Consider the following 19,073-nt stretch of genomic DNA (forward strand, 5'->3'; position numbering starts at 1 on the left):
CTTGAGATAGCCTTCACATTCCCGGAGACTGGACGTTTCACGATTGCTAAGAAGAGGTTGCTATGACAGCCATATTTGTCTCCGCTGACTGGTTGAAAGAACACTACACAGAAGAAACTTTGCAGGTGATTGATGCCCGCATGTTACCGCCCGGGCAGGAAGCGGTGCGCGATCTCCAGGCGGAATATCTTGCCGGCCATCTGCCGCATGCCCCCTTCTTTGATATCGAAGCGCTATCCGATCACACCAGCCCCTATCCGCACATGATGCCGCGCGCCGAGACCTTTGCAGTGGCCATGCGTGAGTTGGGCATTAGCCAGGACAAACATCTGGTGGTGTATGACGAAGGCAACCTGTTTTCGGCGCCGCGCGCGTGGTGGATGCTGCGCGCTTTCGGCTGCGAGCAGGTGTCGATTCTTGCTGGGGGATTACAAGGCTGGAAAGCCGCCGGTTATGACGTGGTTACCGGACCGGTTAGTCTGCCGGAAGCTGAGTTCGAGGCTAAATATGATAGTACACAGGTAAAACGCCTGACCGATGTGCTGCTGATTAGTCATGAAGGTGGTGCGCAGATTGTGGATGCACGCGCGGCAAACCGCTTTAATGCCGAAGTGGATGAGCCACGCCCCGGCCTGCTGCGTGGACATATCCCTAACAGCCTGAACCTGCCGTGGAACAGTTTGGTGGCGAACGGTGAACTGAAACCGGCAGCGGAACTGCGCGATTTGTTTGATAAAGCAGGCGTGAAGCTGGATCAGCCAGTGATTGCCAGCTGCGGTTCCGGGGTGACTGCGGTGGTATTGATTTTGGCGCTGACATCGCTCGGGGTACGTAACGTGACGCTGTACGACGGCTCGTGGGGCGAATGGGGAAGTCGCGACGATTTACCGATTGAGAAATGATGGTAGGGTGCGCATTAATGCGCACCTGGCCAAACGCTGCACCGTTCGTAACGGTAATAGATCAAATAATCCGCTGACTGCCTTTAAAGTCGCGCAGGAAACTGCCCCAGCGGCGTTCATAGAATGGCGTGATGTGGGCAGTAAAAAAATGGCTAACGCCACGATCTTCACTCACCACTTCACAGATATCAATTGGCGCATCATCGGCAAGCGTATCGGTTGCCACACCGCCCGCCGCCTGAATGATCTCATCAATATCGCTATCAGCTTCGATGCCAATCAGCAGATTCGGCGCTTCCGTTGCGCTTTCACGAATGCTGGCGACGTAAGCACGGCGCACCTGCTTATACTTGGCAAACAGCTGCGTCAGAGAATCAATCATCTGCGCCGGTGGCTCTGCCACTTCAGAGAGCAGCAGCGCTTGTCCCCCTTCCAGCACGGTTTGTTGACTCAGCGCACTGCCCTCTTCACTCATCAAATGAGCGATTTCGCCTGGCGAAAACTCTTTGCCGGCAGGCAGTTTCGGATTGAGAAACAGCGTTTCGCCCTGCGTAATCTCAAACAGCGTACGCACCGGCATGCGCAGATAAGGCTGTTCATCTTTGATCGCCTCGCCCATCGCTTCTTCGGAGGTGAAGAAAGGAATCACGCTGCCGCCGCCCTCTTTTTCCCAGTGCTGCAGTTCCACCGGTGACGTGGCATCAAACTGTTCGGCCGGGCTTTCGCCAGGTACCCAAACATCGGCTTCCAGCAGCAGTTGGAAAAATTCCGGACGGTGCGCAGGCTCAGTGGCTGCCAGTTTTAGCACCTCTTCAAGACGGTTACTCATTTAGTCATTTCCAAAAAAAGCAGGCCTGCGCCTGCCGTGATGAGGATTATTTCAGCAGAAGATTGGCAACGGTGCGCACACCCAAACCGGTTGCACCGGCAGACCACTGATCCACCGCGCCTTTGCGGTAGGTGGCAGAGCAGTCAATATGCAGCCAGCCCTGTTGATATTTGCTGACAAAATGCGACAGGAACGCGGCCGCGCTGCTGGCTCCGGCAGCATGCGACGGGCTGGCGATGTTATTCAGGTCGGCGAAGTTCGAAGGCAAATGGCTGCGATGGAATTCGGCCAGCGGCAGGCGCCAGAAAGCTTCGTTTTCACCGGTCGCACTGCCAAGCAGCGATTCCGCCAGCACGTCGTCAAAAGTAAACAGCGCGTGGTAATCGTTGCCCAGTGCCGTTTTCGCTGCACCCGTTAGCGTTGCTGCATCAATCAGCAGCTCTGGATTCTGCTCGCTGGCATCAATCAGGCCATCAGCCAGTACCAGACGACCTTCCGCATCGGTATTCATCACTTCAACGGTTTTACCATTGCGATAGCGGATGATGTCGCCCAGACGGAATGCGTTGCCGCTTACCATGTTGTCTGCGCAGCACAGGAACAGTTTCACGCGCTTATTCAGACCACGCGAAATCGCTAACGCCAGTGCGCCGGTCAACGTTGCCGCGCCGCCCATGTCGGACTTCATCGAGTCCATAAAGGCGCTCTGCTTTAGGCTGTAACCGCCGGTATCAAAGGTGATGCCTTTACCGACCAGACACGCATAAACCGGTGCAGCTTCATCACCGGTCGGGTTGAAATCGAGCGCCAGCAATACCGGTGCGCGGGTCGAACCACGGCCAACGGTATGGATGCCGGTGTAACCCTGGACGCGCAAATCATCACCTTTGGTGATGCGATAGCTCACCGCTTTGCCGCCGACCTCGTTGATCAGATCAACGGCGTTATGCGCCAGCTGCTCCGGACTGAGATCTTCCGCTGGCAGGTTGATGGTGTCGCGCACCCAATCGATGATCTTCAGACGACGATCAAATTCACTCTGATCGGCTTCACTAAACTCTGGCCACTCGACCTGACGTTTGCCTTTCGGGCTGCGATAGCCTTGCCAGAATGCCCAGCATTTTTCCAAATCCCAGCCTTCGCCTTGCAGTGCTACGTGACGAATGCCCTGACCGTCCAGCTTGCGGCCCGCGCGCTGGATGCTCATCAGCGCATCTGCGCCCGTCAGGTGAAGGGTCATGCCACTTTCGTTGCTGCTCAGCAAAGCTTTGTCACCCCAGCGCGCGTCGGCGGCCTGGGAGCTGAGCGTAATTATCATCGGTTGTGTTGTCATCGCGTGGCTCCGTTTGCGTTAGGTGTCACCTTGCGCCAGAACCGGCGCAAGGGGTGCATGAATTAGCGGGACGGTGCTGCAGGCGAAACTGCCCGCAGACGCGTCACCGCTTTGTTGACCAGCTCGATAGCGTACTCAATCTCTTCTGTGCTGGTGAAGCGTCCGAGCGAAAAACGCAGCGAGCTGTGTGCCAGCTCCTGCTCAACGCCCATCGCGCGCAGCACATAAGAGGGTTCGAGACTGGCCGAGGTACAGGCGGAACCGGATGACAGCGCCAGATCTTTCAGCGCCATGATCAGCGATTCGCCATCGACGTGGGCAAAACTGATATTGAGGATGTTCGGTGCGCCCTGTTCGAGCGAACCGTTGAGGTTCACATTACCCAGTTTACTGATGCCGCTCCACAGACGCTGGCGCAGCTCAGCCAGACGTGCCATTTCGCCGCTCATCTCTTCACGCGCAATGCGATAGGCTTCGCCCATGCCGACAATCTGATGCACCGGCAACGTACCCGACCGCATGCCGCGTTCATGACCGCCACCGTGCATCTGCGCATCAATTTGCAGACGCGGTTTACGTCGCACCCACAGCGCGCCAATGCCCTTCGGCCCATACAGCTTGTGTGCCGAGAACGACATCAAATCCACCGGCAGCTCACTGACGTCAATCGGTAGTTTGCCGACACTTTGGGTGGCATCAACGTGAAACAGGATGTCACGCGCACGGCACAGCGCACCGAGGGCGGCGATATCCTGAATCACACCGGTTTCATTATTAACCTGCATCAGCGACACCAGCACCGTATCGTCGCGCAGCGCAGATTCAAGCATCTGCGGCGTGACAATGCCGTCGCTGCCCGGCTGTAAGAAGGTGACATCAAAGCCCTCATTAGCCAGCTGCAAGCAACTGTCGAGCACCGCTTTGTGTTCGGTCTGGCTGGTAATGATGTGTTTGCCGCGCGCCTGATGGAATTGTGCCGCACCCTTAATTGCCAGGTTGTCAGCTTCGGTCGCGCCAGAGGTAAAAACGATTTCACGCGGATCGGCATTGACCAGCTCAGCAATCTGATTGCGAGCAACATCAACGGCTTCTTCAGCCTGCCAGCCAAAACGGTGGGAACGGGAAGCGGGGTTACCGAAGGTGCCATCCAGGGTGAGGAACTGCATCATTTTGGTGGCAACACGCGGATCAGCAGGCGTGGTGGCTGCGTAATCCAGGTAAATCGGTAATTTCATTGCGCTAAAACTCCGTATAAAAAATCATACGTCTTTATAGCACGCTTGGACCTTTCCTACCTTAGCAGGAAAGGCCGAAGTGAGATCAATTACGCGCGAAGATTAACGTTGATGGTTTCTTGCACACGATGCTGCTGGAAGCGACGATTATCGACGGTGTTCTGACGATCGGCGACATCAAGGATTTCCTGATTATTGACCAGCTCTGCCAGCGTGATGTTGTTGAGGAAGTCGCTGATGCGCTCACTCAAATCACGCCACAGCACGTGGGTCAGGCAACGTTCGCCGCCCTGGCAGCCTTCTTTGCCCTGGCATTTGGTGGCATCGACAGATTCATCAACCGCGGTGATCACCGCGCCTACGGCGATAGCGCCTGAATCTTTGCCTAACAGATAACCGCCGCCTGGACCACGTACGCTGGCCACTAAGCCGTGCTTACGCAGACGTGAGAATAACTGCTCCAGATAGGACAGCGAAATGCCCTGACGCTCAGAAATGTCAGCTAGCGGCACCGGGCCCTCGTGTGAGTGCAGTGCAACGTCCAGCATAGCGGTTACGGCATAACGTCCTTTGGATGTCAGTCTCATAGCATACAACCTCGTAAGCGTCCGTCCGGTTATCGGCGGGTTATCTGATGAATTGAGGCCAGTCTGACATTCCCGAGTAAAACGGTCAACTATTTAACCAAGTAATTTACTCAACTATTTAACCAACTGTTTCACTCAACTATTATCCACATTACCTTTGCGTTTTTCGAACGAGGCCATCATGCCGCGCAGGATATTGAGTTCATCACGTTCCGGGCGCGCGCGGGTGTATAGACGACGCAGCTTGCTCATCACCTGGCTTGGCGTGCCTTCACGAATAAAGCCGCTGTTCAGCATCATCTGTTCGATGTGCTGATAGAAACGCTCCAGATCGTCGACCAGTGGATACGGCGACTCCTCAGGCTCCGCAACCGGTGCGGCTTTTTCCTGCGCTTCCAGCCACGCCATGCGCACTTCGTAAGCGATGATCTGTACCGCCATCGCCAGATTCAACGAGCTGTACTCCGGATTGGCCTGAATCGCGACATGATAATGACACTTCTGCAGCTCTTCGTTAGTCAGGCCGACGCGCTCACGCCCAAAAACCAGGGCAACTGGCGCCTGCTGGCCCTCTTCCACGCTTTTAATGCCGCACTCGCGCGAGTCAAGCATGGGCCACGGCAATGAACGCGAACGTGCGCTGGTGCCCACGACTAAACTGCAACCGGCAATGGCTTCATCCATGGTATCAACAATGCGCGCATTGCCGATCACATCACTGGCACCGGCGGCGAGGGAAATAGCCTGTGAATCAGGTTTTACCAGCGGATTGACCAGATAGAGGTTAGTTAAGCCCATGGTTTTCATCGCGCGTGCGACGGAGCCCATGTTGCCGGTGTGTGACGTTTCAACCAATACGATTCGGATATTTTGCAGCATAATTAGAGGCGGTCAGGGAAATGATGGCGCGCATCCTAACATAAAAGTAGGACATTTGCTGAACACGCTGATATACTCCGCGCCGTTTTCCCCGTTCTTTAACATCCAGCGAGAGATACCGATGCATCCGATGCTCAACATCGCCGTGCGCGCAGCGCGCAAGGCCGGAAATTTAATTGCCAAGAATTACGAAACCCCGGACGCTGTCGAAGCCAGCCAGAAAGGCAGCAACGACTTCGTTACCAATGTTGACCGCGACGCAGAACGTCTGATTATCGAAGTAATTCGTAAATCGTACCCGAAACACACCATCATCACCGAAGAAAGCGGTGAACTGGCGGGCGAAGATCAAGACATTCAATGGGTAATCGATCCGCTGGATGGTACCACCAACTTCATCAAACGTTTACCTCACTTCTCAGTATCTATCGCTGTGCGCATCAAAGGCCGCACCGAAGTGGCGGTAGTTTACGATCCAATGCGCAACGAACTCTTCACCGCTGTACGCGGTCAGGGCGCACAGCTTAACGGTTATCGCCTGCGCGGCAGCACCGCTCGCGATCTGGATGGCACCATTCTGGCGACCGGCTTCCCATTCAAGTTGAAGCAGCATGCAACGCCTTACATCAATATCGTTGGCAAACTGTTCACCCAGTGTGCAGATTTCCGTCGCACCGGTTCTGCCGCGCTGGATCTGGCTTACACTGCTGCGGGCCGCGTGGATGGTTTCTTTGAAATTGGTCTGAAGCCGTGGGATTTTGCAGCGGGCGAACTGCTGGTACGTGAAGCGGGCGGCCTGGTGACTGACTTCACCGGCAACCACGGCTACGTCTTGTCAGGTAACATCGTCGCGGGTAACCCACGCGTGGTTAAAGCGATGCTGGCATCAATGCGTGAAGAATTGAGTGAAGCGCTGAAGCGCTAAAGCAGAAAAGGCGGCTGAATCAGCCGCCTTTTTTTATTACCGACGTTCGTGACTTAATACCTGGCGCGGCTGGGTCTTACGACCAACCCGCCCCAGCAATGCCGCCAACACCGCTTCAATGACCAGCATAAAGAAGGTGAACCAGCTGGCTTTCGCCGTCGCAGCTGCTGCTTGCTCAGCAACCTCACGCGCTTTCTGTTCCGCCTGCTGTTTTAACTGCTGATATTGTTGTACGGCTTTTTTATAGCTCTCTTCCGTTTGCGTAACGATCTGCTCAACTTCCTGATCGCTTTTACCGGTACGCGCCTTGATAATATTTTTCAGTGCATCACGATCGGCAGCCTGCAACGTATCGGAATGACGGCTGACAACGCCTTTCAACCAATTAGCCAGATCATCATCCGCATTTTGTGGATTCTGCGCCGTTTGCTCTGCCTGATTTTGCGCATTATTGGCTTCGTTATTTACATCCTTCTGCAGATTCTCCGGTTGTAATTCCGACTTACCCGTCTGTCGCAGTGTGGTTTGCAGTTCATTTTTTAAATCGTCCAGATTGATATTACTTTCCTGCAGCTTTTCTTTTGCCATATTGGTAAGGGATGGCGCCGCAGCGGAAATTCCATTACCCACAGCATTAACGCCTGCGCCGAGAATATTAAAGGCGCCACCAATAAGGCCAGTAGCTAAGGTAATCGCCAGCCACAATGTCAGGATGGTACTGACACCAAACATTAATAATCCGTGCATCGCGCCTTCGCGCTGCGCCAGACGCCCCGCGACGTAACTACCTACGCCCATGGCGATTAGCATACTGACGCCGGTCCAGATTAATGCGCCGGTCCCCAAATGCTGGAGTGGATTTTGTTCCTGTTGCGGATCGATGGTTGTCGCGCCAATTGCGGTGCCTAATACACCTAATAAAATATGGATGATTAGCGCAGCGATGACGCCGGCAAATACTGCGCTCCAGGAAATACGTTTCAACGGTAAACCGACATGAGCTTCATGAACAGTTTCTACGCCGCCATTATTAAGCCGGGTTTCAGGCATCACATTTTCCTCGCAAAATATTACGATAAATAATTATTGTTACTGAATGGACCAGAAGCCTGACTGGTAATAATCAGCGTAGACGGTGAACGCTATTTCCACCAGATAAGCACAGAGGAGATATTTAATTATATGAAGTGAATAACGTTTTAAACGCAGCCGATAATGTTACCGCTGCGTTTATTATTTTAGATTATATGAAAGGACGAATTCCGCCCCCGCTACCCGGGGAAGCGCTCTGCCATAATGCAACGCCCGCGATCATTAATAATACACTGCCCAACAGGGCGAGCACGGGCAGCAGTAGTCTGGCAGACGCATGCGTACCGCTGGCTCGCCCTAACTTCATCGCCAATATGCGGGAACGTTGCACCAGCAAACCGAGGGCTGAAACGGTCAGTGCGGTACCCACCGCCATGGCGACTGCAGACGCCACGCCCCAGACATAGACCCCAATCACTTTGGCGAACAGCAGCATCATAATGGCACCGGAACAGGGCCGCAGTCCCATTGAGAACACCACCAGCGCCTGAGTTTTAGCGCTTACCGCCTGGTCCATCTGCTCGGCACTTGGCATGTGCGCATGGCCACAGCCGCAGTGCTCGTGGTGCTGATGCTGCGGCCGAATAGCGTGAATCTGCATCTTTACTGCAGGTTTCAGTTGCTGGCGCAGCGATCGCAACGCACGCCACCCGACCCAAACGCCGAGCGCAACAACCAGCAGATAACTGCCCTTCTCCAGCCAGTAGCTGCCGAGATGAAGCTGGCGCGACGAAGTTTGTAGTACTACCAGCATTAGCGTCACCAATCCAATCGCTACCCCGCCTTGCAACAAGGCCGCCAGCAGCGTCAGCTTCATACTGGTCTTCAGTTTCGCCGGATGGGTGGCGAGAAAAGTCGCGATCACCACTTTGCCATGCCCTGGGCCGAGCGCGTGTAGCACGCCGTAGGCCAGGCTAAATAGCATCAGCGTCACGCCCGCCTGCTGCGGTTGCTCAGCGACCTGCTGTAATAGCTGGGTCATTTCGCGATTGAGGACCTTCTGCCACAGCACGCTTTGCAGCAAAATCTGCGACCAGTGCTGCCAGAGCAACACTCCCGCCAGCAGCAACAATGCCGCCAGCAGCCACAGCGGCCACAAGCGGCGTGAGCGTGAAGGAATTGAAATCAATGACATGTCAGCATCACCGTTTGCGCGAACTGTTGGCCGAGATCCATATCTTCCGGTGGCGCATCGGCCTTATCCAGCGACAGCGCATATTGCTTTAGGGAGTCATCGGGTTTCGGTGTGTGGAGATCAATTTGGCAATGGGATTTAACGCTATCGTCCATGGTTAATGCCTGCGGATTATCGTAATACATATCAACGAAATAAGTGGGATCAAACGTCTGAATACGATACTGCTTCGCGCTTAGCGACTGCGGTTCGCCAAACGGCACAATAAACTCCAGCACCGCTTTATTACCCTCGCGCGACAGATGGTACTCTTTCGGCAAATTAAGGAATTTCACCCGGTTTTTGTCCTGCCACACTTCGGTAAAATAGTGCTGGCCCAGCACATTGGCCATCACCTGTGCCGCCAGTTTCTTCCACACCACATCGCCCGGTTTAGCCTTTCCCGCGTCGTAAAGCAGGTCAGCGGAGGTGATTTCATCCATGGTCCACACCATTTTCATGCCACTCAAGCGATCGTTTTCACTGATGAACTGAGTTTTCATATCAATAAAGCTATGTGGATGTGACCAGGCTGCCGTGCTGAACAATAGCGTAAAGATAATGAGTGCAATTTTCATGTGTTATAAAGTAACAATTTTAGAGTGAAGTGTGGAGTGGTACAGAAAAATTGTGACCCGCCCTAAAGCTCTGAACAAAAGTCACGACAAAGAGCAGGGATACCCCAAGGAGTTAGCTATTCTTAGCTGAAAAATGACCTGCGGATAAACCTTTGATGAGTTCTGCACCTTCTTCTGCACCACTCTTCAGCCGCTCCCAGCGTCGTTGTCATCTATTACTGCTGCTCTTTCTGCCCGCTCCCGCATTGACGCTTGAAAAGCTCTGCCAGTTAAATGGCGTGGCACCTGTTGTCGCCCGACAGGATATCGCGGATGTGGGAGAGGAGATACAGCGATACCATCAACTGGAGCTACACCAGATGGTGGATGGCAGCTTCCGCATTCATGGGACGGAACTGGACAGGCGACTGTGCCTGATCCACTGGCTGCGACGCGCGCTGCGTTTGTCGCAGGATTTTGTCTGCGAGCACTTTGCCCCCATTCTGCGCCAGCGCCTGAAAGTGCTAAAGATTGAGAAAGCGCTGTGGGATGAGACCAACCTTCAGGCACTGATTCAACACTGCAGCCTGCGGCTAACGCGTGACTTCAGCCCGCGCGATCGCCTGTTTTTGCAAATCTTCATGAAGTATTCACTGTGTCAGAGACAAAACGCCCTCTTCAATCAGGGACAGCGCGCGTGGCTGGCAGAGAAAGCAGAGCGCGCCGCCGCCGACGATGTGATTCATCATTGGCAGAAACGCTGCCACTTAGCGCCCGATGCCAGCGAAACTGACTTCTGGACGTTACTATTCAGCCTGATTCATGCACCGAACGGTGCGGAACTCCATCATCCTCAGGCCATTAAACTGATGCAAGCAGTGCAAGCACTGGTTGTGCGTTTTGAACAAATGGCACAGACGCGCTTCAAAAATCAGCAAGAGCTCACCCAGCAGCTGTTTACGCATCTGGCGCAGGCGCTGGATCGTAGCCACTTTTCCATCGGCATTGATAACAGCGTAGCGCTGGATGTTGCGCGGCTCTACCCGCGCCTGCTGCGCACCACCGAACGTGCACTCCACCCTTTCAGCACGGACTTTGGTACGCGCTTTAGCGCGGAGGAAGTGAGCCTGGTGGCGGTGCTGTTTGGTGCCTGGCTAATGCAGGAGAGTGCGTTGCAGGAAAAGCAGGTGCTGCTGCTGACCGGCGCCGATGCGGCGCTAGAACAGTTGCTGGAGCAACAGCTGCGGGAAATGACGCTGTTACCCATTAACATCAGCTATCAGGATGTGATGCATTTTCAACGGGAAGGCGCACCACGGGATATCGCGCTGGTGATCACGCCATACGCCATTTCACTGCCGCTGTTCTCACCGCCGCTGATTCAGGCGGAGCTGCCGCTGAGTAGCCATCAGCAGCAGCGCATCCGCCAATTGCTCGAGAGCTAAGCGGTTCGCGGACGCAGGAACAGTGCCGGCAGCGCCACCAACGCCATTACCCAGAACAGATGTCCTTGCAGATGGGCAAACAGCACGCCGCAAATCATTGTCATCACCGCGATACCGCCGCCCATCGCCAGCGCCGAGTAAAGCGATTGCAGACGAATCACTTCTGCACCTTTGCGTGCGGCAATAAAACGCATCGCCGCTAAATGACAAACGGTAAAGCTGCCGCAGTGCAGAATCTGCGCCACAATCAGCAGTGGCAGCGCGGTGCTGGATCCCAGCAGCGTCCAACGCACGATGGCGCATGCTCCGGATAACAGCAGCAGGTCGCGCGCGGTCCAGCGTCGGAACAGCCGGCCACTGAGCGCAAAAATAATGATTTCGGCGACAACGCCTAATGACCACAAATAGCCAATAATCGACGCAGAATAACCGCTTTCCTGCCACCAGATGGCGCTAAAGCTGTAATAGGCCGCGTGCGCGCCCTGCAGTAGCGTTACGCATAACATAAAGCGCCACACTGCATTTTCGCGCAGCAGCTCACGCCACGCCTGCCAGCCGCCGTCTGTTGACGTCTGACGTTCACTGCCCTGCGGCCTGGTCGCCGGTGTTAACATCATTCCACCCAGCATGCCGATCGCGCCTAATGACAGCAGCACCAAAATCGCCTGAGACGAGAACGCAGTGACTAACATGCCGGTTAGGGCGGAACTGATAACAAACGCTAGCGAACCCCAAAGACGAACCGGCCCATAGGCCAGGCCAATTTGCTGCGTCCAGGTAGCGGCCAGCGCATCGCTCAGCGGCACCAGCGGTGAGAAAAACAGGTTGAAGCCGATCATCACCAACAGCAGCCACATCCACTGTTGCCCAAGCCAATAACCGATGGCGAACAGACAGGTCATCAGCGCCAGCAGGCGCAGAGCAGTGATCAACTGCGCCGGATTTTTAACCTGTGAGGCAATCAGCAAGCTCCCCACGAAGCGGGCCACCATGCCGCAGCCCAGCAGCAGGCCAATCTTTTCGGCATCAAGGCCTGCACCTTTCAGCCAAACGCTCCAGAAAGGCAGGTAGATGCCGTAACAAAAGAAGTAAGTGAAGTAGCCCAATCCGAGCCATTTGGCCGAGCCGATTGCCATATTCCCTCCAGCAAAGATGCTGCTCTGCAGCACGAGTGGTCGCTACTTTGTCAGAGCGCTATAGCGACGGCAATAAAAAAGGATGGCCTAAGCCATCCTTTTTCCTGCTGCATCGACAGACGTAAAAACTTACGCGTATACCGGCAGACGGCTGCAGATTTCCAGCACTTTCTGTTTGGTACGTTCGATGGTCGCTTCGTCGTTGATGTTGTCCAGCACGTCAGCAATCCAGCCCGCCAGTTCACGAACTTCAGCTTCTTTAAAGCCGCGACGCGTCACCGCTGGCGTACCGATACGGATACCTGAAGTTACGAACGGGCTCTTCGGATCGTTCGGAACGCTGTTTTTGTTCACGGTAATGTTAGCGCGGCCTAAAGCGGCATCAGCTTCTTTACCGGTCAGGTTTTTGCTCACCAGATCGATCAGGAACAGGTGGTTGAAAGTACCACCAGAAACGATGTTGTAGCCACGCTCCAGCAGAACTTCCACCATCGCTTTGGCATTCTTAGCAACCTGCTGCTGATAAGTCTTGAACTCTGGCTCCATCGCTTCTTTGAATGCCACGGCTTTACCGGCGATCACATGCATCAGAGGGCCACCCTGGCCGCCCGGGAACACCGCGGAGTTCAGCTTTTTATACAGATCTTCGTCACCGTTTTTCGCCAGGATCAGGCCGCCGCGCGGACCCGCCAGGGTTTTGTGGGTGGTAGAGGTTACGATGTGTGCATGAGGAACCGGGTTTGGATAGACGTCTGCGGCGATCAGGCCAGCAACGTGGGCCATATCAACGAACAGGTAGGCGCCAACGCTATCAGCGATTTCACGCATTTTGGCCCAGTCGCACACGCCAGAGTAGGCGGAGAAACCACCGACGATCATTTTCGGCTTATGGGTTTGCGCCAGTTCAGCCAGTTCGTCGTAATTGATTTTGCCGGTTTCATCGATGCCGTAAGGGATAACCTTGTACAGCTTGCCAGACAGGTTAACCGGAGAACCGTGCGTCAGGTGACCGCCGTGCGCCAGGTTCATACCCAGAATGGTGTCGCCCGGCTGCAGCAGTGCCGTGTACACCGCGAAGTTAGCCTGCGAACCTGAGTGCGGCTGTACGTTAGCGTAATCAGCGCCGAACAGCTCTTTAGCACGATCGATCGCCAACTGCTCAACGATATCAACGTATTCACATCCGCCGTAGTAGCGTTTGCCCGGATAGCCTTCGGCATATTTGTTGGTGAGCTGTGAACCTTGTGCCTGCATTACGCGTGGGCTGGTGTAGTTTTCAGAAGCAATCAGTTCAATGTGCTCTTCCTGACGCACTTTCTCTTGCTCCATAGCCTGCCACAACGCGGCATCATAATCGGCAATGTTCATATCACGCTTTAACATCCGGACTCTCCTGACTCAGCTAACTTTTTAACGGCAGTTTAGGCCCCGGCTAAGGGGCGAAGGCGAACAGTGTAAACGGTTTTGACAGGGGACGGTAGCGCCAATCCCCTCTTTTTGCGCAATCGATTGGCATGGCGCTGGAACGGGTTTTTTACGCTTTTTTGCAAGCGAGAAAATCGCGAGATTTGCTCACATTGCACGGGAATAAATTTCAGGTTTGCGGGCCAGCGCGCACCTTTTTTGCCTAATCCTTAATCACAACGAGGGATTTACAGGCGCTTCGATTAACCATAAGATGCATTTAAAATACATGTTTAAATTCACTCTGAGGATTTCACCATGCTTGACGCGCAAACCATCGCTACCATCAAATCCACCTTGCCTGCCATCGCACAAATCGGTCCCCAGCTCACCGGTCACTTTTATCAGCGTTTGTTAACCCAGCATCCTGAACTGAAAAACGTCTTCAACATGAATAATCAACGCAGCGGCAATCAGCGTGAAGCCTTGTTCAACGCGATTGTGGCCTATGGCAGCAATCTGGAAAATTTGGCGGTGCTGTTGCCGGCGGTGGAGAAGATCGCGCAGAAGCATGCCAGCCTGAACATTCAGCCTGAACAATACGCGATTGTGGGCGAAAACCTGCTGGCAACCATTGATGAGTTGCTGCACCCGGGCGAAGAGGTGCTGACCGCATGGGGAAAAGCTTATGGCGTGCTGGCCGATGTGTTTATTCAGCGTGAAGAAGCGATTTATTCTGCGTCCGAAGAGAAAGCCGGCGGCTGGCGCGGCGCGCGTGATTTCCGTATTCGCGCCATCAACCAGGAAAGCTCAGTGATTAAGAGTTTTGAGCTGGTGCCGAACGACGGTCAGCCAGTGGCAACATTCTTGCCTGGCCAGTATCTGGCCATTAGCCTGCAACCTGCAGGCAACGAAAATATCCAGCATCGCCAGTATTCGCTGACGCATCAACCGAACGGCACCTTCTATCGCATTGCAGTAAAACGCGAAGCGCTGGGCAGCGTATCGGGTTGGCTGCATGACAATGCACAGGTCGGAGATATCGTGCAGTGCGCCGCTCCAGCGGGCGATTTCTTCCTGCAGGCTGACGCGGCGACACCCATCACCTTAATCTCTGCTGGCGTGGGACAAACTCCGATGCTGGCGATGCTGGCTAATCTGGCGGAGCAGCAACATCCTGCAGCAGTTAACTGGCTACACGCGGCTGAAGCCGGTTCCCAACATGCCTTTGCTGAAGAGGTAAAATCATTCGGCGCACGTCTGCCAAACTTCGCCAGTCACGTTTGGTATCGCCAGCCGGAAAGCGCAGATGCAGGACGTTATAACGATGCGGGGTTGATGGATCTGGCGGGCATATCTTCTGCGTTAAATCAGCCCGAGCGCCAATTCTGGATCTGCGGTCCACTGCCGTTTATGCAGTTTGTCGCGCGTCAGTTAGTCGATGCGGGTGTGAGCGGCGATCGTATCCATTACGAAGTGTTTGGTCCGCACAAGGTGCTGTAAAACAGAAAGCCTGCAGAAGGCAGGCTTTCTTAGGCAATGCGCGAAGGGGCTTAAATCGCCTCTTCGTCCTCTTCACCGGTACGAATACGCACCACGCGCGCTACATCGAAGACAAAGATTTTGCCGTCGCCGATTTTGCCGGTCTGCGCAGTTTTCATAATGGTTTCTACGCAGGTGTCGACGATGTCGTCACCGACCACCATTTCAATTTTCACTTTTGGCAGAAAATCGACCATGTATTCCGCGCCGCGATACAGTTCCGTGTGGCCTTTCTGACGGCCAAAGCCTTTGACTTCACTGACCGTCATCCCGGTGATGCCCACTTCCGCTAACGCTTCACGTACATCATCGAGTTTGAATGGTTTGATAATTGCATCGATCTTTTTCATGACAGATCCTTTTTTACTCCCTCCATGATGGACGGATACCGTTAGTATAAGTGTTCCTGACACCGCCGCAGCACGCTACTCTTTAAATTCGCTGGCGTCTAGCTCATGGCGCGACAGCAGCTTATAGAATTCAGTGCGGTTACGTCCAGCCAGACGCGCGGCGTTAGTGACATTTCCTTTGGTCATCTGCAACAGTTTACGCAGATAGTTCAGCTCAAACTGATTACGCGCCTCGACGAAGGTTGGCAACGCGGTATTTTCTCCTGCCAGCGCCTGCTCCACCAGCGCATCGCCGATCACCGGTGCAGTACTCAACGCTACGCACTGCTCAATCACGTTCACCAATTGCCGCACATTGCCCGGCCATGCTGCACCAACCAGTCGTTTCATGGCATCCACCGAGAAGCTACGCACGAAAGGTTTATGGCGATCGGCTGACTGGCGCAGCAGATGATTCGCCAGCAGCGGAATATCTTCGGCACGCTCATGCAGCGCAGGAATTTTCAGATTGACCACGTTGAGGCGATAGTAGAGGTCCTCGCGGAAACTCTTTTTCTCCATCGCTTTCGGCAAATCACGGTGCGTCGCGGAAATAATCCGCACGTTGATATCCAGATCGCGGTTACTGCCCAGCGGGCGCACCTTGCGCTCCTGCAGTACGCGTAGCAATTTCACCTGCAACGCCTGCGGCATATCGCCGATCTCATCCAGAAACAGTGTGCCGCCCTCCGCCGCCTGGAACAGCCCTTCACGCGCGCTGACTGCTCCCGTAAAGGCACCTTTGGCGTGGCCAAACAGCTCAGATTCGAGCAGTTGCTCTGGCAAAGCGCCACAGTTGATGGCAATGAAGGGCTTGGTCGCACGGGGGCTGGCCGCATGAATCGCTTGTGCCAGCACCTCTTTACCGGTGCCGCTTTGCCCATTGATCAAAATACTGACGTCCGATTGCGCTACCATGTGCGACTGATCCAACAGGCGCAGCATCTGCGGATTGCGCGTCACAATCGCTTCGCGCCAGCCGTCATCGCTCATCGGCGCGCGCTGTGCCAGCGCTTCATCAATCGCTTTGTACAACGCATCACGATCGACCGGTTTGGTCAGAAAACTAAATACGCCTTGCTGCGTAGCGGACACGGCTTCAGGAATTGAACCATGCGCGGTGAGAATGATCACCGGCAAGCCCGCATGACGTTTCTGTACTTCGCCAAACAGCGCCAGACCGTCCATCTCATCCATGCGCAGGTCGCTGATGACTAAATCGACCTTCTCTTTCTGCAGATGACGCAGTGCTTCTGGTCCGCTGGCTGCCGTCGCCACCTGAAAACCTTCGCTACTCAAACGCATGCCAAGCAGTTTCAGTAAGCCAGGATCGTCATCTACCAGCAGTAAGCGTGCGCTCTGTTTCATGATTACTGATCCTCAGTTTGCACATCACTGGCACCGTGCGATGCGTCGCTGCTGTCGGGCGCTTTGCGCGATGACAGTTGGCGCTCAATGTCGGTTAAACGCTCGAGCTTACGTTGGGTGTCTGCCAGCGCCTGGCGCATTTTGCTTTGCTGCTGACGCAGGTTGTCCATTTCAGCGTCGTTGCTTTGCTGCAGGGCGGCGTAACGTCCACGCGCTTCACTCAGCTCCAGCTGAGCGGCCTGATTACTGCGCCACAGCTGCAGTAACGGGCGCACTGCCGCCGGATAAGACGCGCTATAACCGTCCAACGTGGTGACGTAATCACGGCGTTCCACCGGCGTGACGTTACCGTTAGCGAGCAGAATGCCTTGCTTAAAGGCGCGTGCCCAGCCTTGCACCGGCCAGCGACGCGCTTCGGCGCGAGCTTCGGCAGGGGATAAGCGCTCGGCACAATCAACGGCGCGCTGCCAGTAAAGCGGATTACTCACGGCGGCTGGCGTTTCGATTTGCCACATGCTTTGACAATCGATCGCAAGATAATCCGGCAGGCGCACGTCGGGTTCCGGCACGCTCACGCTAGTGTGTTGGGGACGTTGCTGCGACGGTGCCTGGCAGGCACTCAGGCCGAGCGCCATCAACGCACAGGTCACAAATTTAAATCGGGGTAATTTCATTAATCAGGCATTCCCGGCGCTGGTAGTCAGAATGATACGAAAACAGACATCCGCATCCTTGCGTGTTACCAACTGCAAATCGCCTTGCATCCTGCGCAGGCAATCTTTGGCGATGCTTAACCCCAGACCGCTGCCTTTAACCGGCCCCTTGCGCTGTTGGCTGCCTTGATAAAAAGGCTCAAAAATCATCGCCTGCTCTTCAGCCGGAATCGGTGTGCCGGTGTTTGCCACCTCAATCCACACCTGGTTGCCCTTCTGCTGGCTCTGCAGCCAGATGTTACCGGATTCGGCGCCGTAGTTCACGGCGTTCGAATAGAGGTTATCAATCACCCGCTGTAGCAACGTGGCTTCCGCCAGACAGTGATTCACCTGCAGATCAACGTGCGTCGTCATCTCACGCGCACTGGCAGGCAACGAGTGCACTTTTACTACGGAATCAATGATGTCATTTAATACCACCGGTGCCAGCGTCATCGGGCCATCTGCCAGCTTACGGTTGTAATCCAGCAACTGCTCAATCAGCCGCTGTAAATGACGGCTGCTGGTATCGAGAATCGCGACCACTTCCTGCTGCTCAGCGTTCAATGGCCCGGCGACCTGATCGGCCAGCAGCTCAGTGCCTTCCCGCAGGCTGGCAAGCGGTGTTTTCAGCTCATGCGACAGGTGACGCAGAAACTCATGGCGCTGCTCTTCCAGCCAGCTCAGACGTTCACTCAACCAAACGATGCGCTGTCCCAGCGAGCGAATTTCACGTGGGCCGCGAAAGCTGCCGCTATCGCCCAGCGATTTGCCCTCGCCTAAGCGATTGATCATGCGCTCAACGCGTTTTACCGGACCAATAATCATGCCAGTGAACAGCAAAACCAGCACCAGACTGATCAGGAACAGAATGAGCGCCTGCCAGCCAAAAAACTGGCCGCGATCGGCAATTTCACGTTGCAGTTGTAGGCCGCGCGAAAACACCACTTCGCGCGTTGCCTGCACCATTTGCGTATTGGTATCGGAAAAACGCTCCAGCGCGCTGGCAGCTTGTGCTTGCGGATTACCATTATCGCACTTTACCTGCTGCAGCTGCGGCAAGGTGGTTTGCAGCACTTTGAAGGAGGGCAGATCGGGCAAGCTGGCTGCGTGGCTGCTGAGCATTTGACCGTAGCGCGTCCACTGCGTTTGATACAGTTTGGCCAGCGACGCATCGCCTAATACGCAGTATTGACGATAGCTTCGCTCCAGCTCCAGCGCGGTGCGCGCCATCGCTTCACTGCGCCGTACATCGGTAAAGGTATTGCGATTGGTATCTGCCGCCTGGTTGCTCAGCGCCGAAAGGCTTTCCCATGCTTGCCATGCCAGCACCAGTAACGGCAGCAGCACCAGCAGAAAGGCCATTAAGACTAACTGTCGCAGGGATCGGGGAAACAGACGCCATTTATTCACAACCGCGCTTCCTTAAATATGAGCTGCAGGCATGCTAGCGAAGTATCAAAACGGAAGAAAGGAGAGATATGAAAACGGCAGGCCTTTTGGCCTGCCGTGAGAGCGACGCCGCAGCATCGCTTGCAAAATAGGTGGAGCCTAACTCAACGTTGCGTCCGATGCTTGATAACG

General features: G+C 54.7%; 18 protein-coding genes. 4 read left to right on the forward strand and 14 right to left on the reverse strand.

The genetic code is table 11. The features are described from left to right. Window positions 1–62 precede the first annotated feature (62 nt). Window positions 63–902: a 3-mercaptopyruvate sulfurtransferase gene (gene sseA, locus AC790_RS20590; protein WP_049852994.1), complete on the forward strand. Its 840-nt coding sequence runs from the start codon at window positions 63–65 to the stop codon at window positions 900–902. 61 nt (window positions 903–963) lie between these two features. Here sseA and sseB read toward each other — a convergent pair whose 3' ends face one another. From sseB to trmJ, 5 genes are all read right to left on the reverse strand, one after another. Continuing rightward, entirely contained in the window at window positions 964–1,731 is a 768-nt protein-coding gene (gene sseB / locus AC790_RS20595; protein ID WP_007886231.1) for an enhanced serine sensitivity protein SseB, read from the reverse strand. Window positions 1,732–1,777: 46 nt separating this feature from the next. Continuing rightward, a complete protein-coding gene (gene pepB, locus AC790_RS20600) occupies window positions 1,778–3,064 on the reverse strand; it encodes an aminopeptidase PepB (RefSeq protein ID WP_049852995.1) in 1,287 nt (428 codons plus the stop codon). A gap of 62 nt (window positions 3,065–3,126) precedes the next feature. Continuing rightward, window positions 3,127–4,299, reverse strand: coding sequence for an IscS subfamily cysteine desulfurase (locus AC790_RS20605; protein WP_049852996.1), 1,173 nt, complete (start codon window positions 4,297–4,299; stop codon window positions 3,127–3,129). 89 nt (window positions 4,300–4,388) lie between these two features. After that, window positions 4,389–4,886, reverse strand: a complete 498-nt coding sequence (gene iscR, locus AC790_RS20610) for a Fe-S cluster assembly transcriptional regulator IscR (RefSeq protein WP_007886228.1) — start codon at window positions 4,884–4,886, stop codon at window positions 4,389–4,391. Window positions 4,887–5,021: 135 nt separating this feature from the next. Then, window positions 5,022–5,765 (reverse strand): tRNA (cytosine(32)/uridine(32)-2'-O)-methyltransferase TrmJ, encoded by a 744-nt coding sequence (gene trmJ, locus AC790_RS20615; RefSeq protein WP_007886227.1) that lies wholly within the window; start codon window positions 5,763–5,765, stop codon window positions 5,022–5,024. Between the two features lie 121 nt (window positions 5,766–5,886). Here trmJ and suhB point away from each other — a divergent pair, with 121 nt between their 5' ends. Then, window positions 5,887–6,690, forward strand: a complete 804-nt coding sequence (gene suhB, locus AC790_RS20620; RefSeq protein ID WP_036620143.1) for an inositol-1-monophosphatase — start codon at window positions 5,887–5,889, stop codon at window positions 6,688–6,690. A gap of 36 nt (window positions 6,691–6,726) precedes the next feature. Here the strand turns inward: suhB and AC790_RS20625 are convergent, their stop codons facing one another. The 3 genes from AC790_RS20625 to AC790_RS20635 all read right to left on the reverse strand — a co-directional run bounded on the left by AC790_RS20625 (window position 6,727) and on the right by AC790_RS20635 (window position 9,534). Beyond that, a complete protein-coding gene (locus AC790_RS20625; RefSeq protein WP_007886225.1) occupies window positions 6,727–7,740 on the reverse strand; it encodes a hypothetical protein in 1,014 nt (337 codons plus the stop codon). A 193-nt stretch (window positions 7,741–7,933) separates the two neighbouring features. Further along, window positions 7,934–8,917 (reverse strand): nickel/cobalt transporter, encoded by a 984-nt coding sequence (locus tag AC790_RS20630; protein ID WP_049852997.1) that lies wholly within the window; start codon window positions 8,915–8,917, stop codon window positions 7,934–7,936. Then, window positions 8,908–9,534 carry a DUF1007 family protein gene (locus AC790_RS20635; RefSeq protein WP_007886223.1) on the reverse strand — a complete coding sequence of 209 codons (627 nt, stop codon included), beginning with the start codon at window positions 9,532–9,534 and terminating at the stop codon, window positions 8,908–8,910. Before AC790_RS20635 ends, AC790_RS20630 begins: the two co-directional genes overlap by 10 nt. Before the next feature lie 155 nt (window positions 9,535–9,689). Here AC790_RS20635 and csiE point away from each other — a divergent pair, with 155 nt between their 5' ends. Then, the gene (gene csiE, locus AC790_RS20640) at window positions 9,690–10,958 is read left to right on the forward strand and encodes a stationary phase inducible protein CsiE (RefSeq protein WP_049852998.1); all 1,269 of its coding nucleotides are present in this window, start codon (window positions 9,690–9,692) and stop codon (window positions 10,956–10,958) included. Here the strand turns inward: csiE and AC790_RS20645 are convergent. Both AC790_RS20645 and glyA read right to left on the reverse strand, forming a co-directional pair. Further along, window positions 10,955–12,094: a 3-phenylpropionate MFS transporter gene (locus tag AC790_RS20645; protein ID WP_049852999.1), complete on the reverse strand. Its 1,140-nt coding sequence runs from the start codon at window positions 12,092–12,094 to the stop codon at window positions 10,955–10,957. The two genes, csiE and AC790_RS20645, sit on opposite strands and share 4 nt — an antisense overlap. Before the next feature lie 129 nt (window positions 12,095–12,223). Further along, the gene (glyA, locus tag AC790_RS20650; RefSeq protein WP_007886219.1) at window positions 12,224–13,477 is read right to left on the reverse strand and encodes a serine hydroxymethyltransferase; all 1,254 of its coding nucleotides are present in this window, start codon (window positions 13,475–13,477) and stop codon (window positions 12,224–12,226) included. A gap of 339 nt (window positions 13,478–13,816) precedes the next feature. On the opposite strand from glyA, the gene hmpA reads away from it, so the two are divergent. Next, entirely contained in the window at window positions 13,817–15,001 is a 1,185-nt protein-coding gene (gene hmpA / locus AC790_RS20655) for an NO-inducible flavohemoprotein (protein WP_049853000.1), read from the forward strand. Between the two features lie 50 nt (window positions 15,002–15,051). On the opposite strand, the gene glnB is transcribed toward hmpA, so the two are convergent. The 4 genes from glnB to AC790_RS20675 all read right to left on the reverse strand — a co-directional run bounded on the left by glnB (window position 15,052) and on the right by AC790_RS20675 (window position 18,902). Beyond that, on the reverse strand, window positions 15,052–15,390 hold the full coding sequence (gene glnB, locus AC790_RS20660) for a nitrogen regulatory protein P-II (RefSeq protein ID WP_007886217.1): 339 nt from the start codon (window positions 15,388–15,390) through the stop codon (window positions 15,052–15,054). Window positions 15,391–15,465: 75 nt separating this feature from the next. Next, complete coding sequence (gene glrR, locus AC790_RS20665; RefSeq protein WP_007886208.1) at window positions 15,466–16,797, reverse strand: two-component system response regulator GlrR; 1,332 nt, start codon at window positions 16,795–16,797, stop codon at window positions 15,466–15,468. Between the two features lie 2 nt (window positions 16,798–16,799). Beyond that, a complete protein-coding gene (gene qseG / locus AC790_RS20670; protein ID WP_049853001.1) occupies window positions 16,800–17,471 on the reverse strand; it encodes a two-component system QseEF-associated lipoprotein QseG in 672 nt (223 codons plus the stop codon). 3 nt (window positions 17,472–17,474) lie between these two features. Then, window positions 17,475–18,902 (reverse strand): HAMP domain-containing sensor histidine kinase, encoded by a 1,428-nt coding sequence (locus AC790_RS20675; RefSeq protein ID WP_049853002.1) that lies wholly within the window; start codon window positions 18,900–18,902, stop codon window positions 17,475–17,477. Between the last annotated feature and the right edge of the window lie 171 nt (window positions 18,903–19,073).

Source organism: Pantoea sp. RIT-PI-b (assembly GCF_001187905.1).
Classification (GTDB): Bacteria; Pseudomonadota; Gammaproteobacteria; order Enterobacterales; family Enterobacteriaceae; genus Pantoea; species Pantoea nemavictus.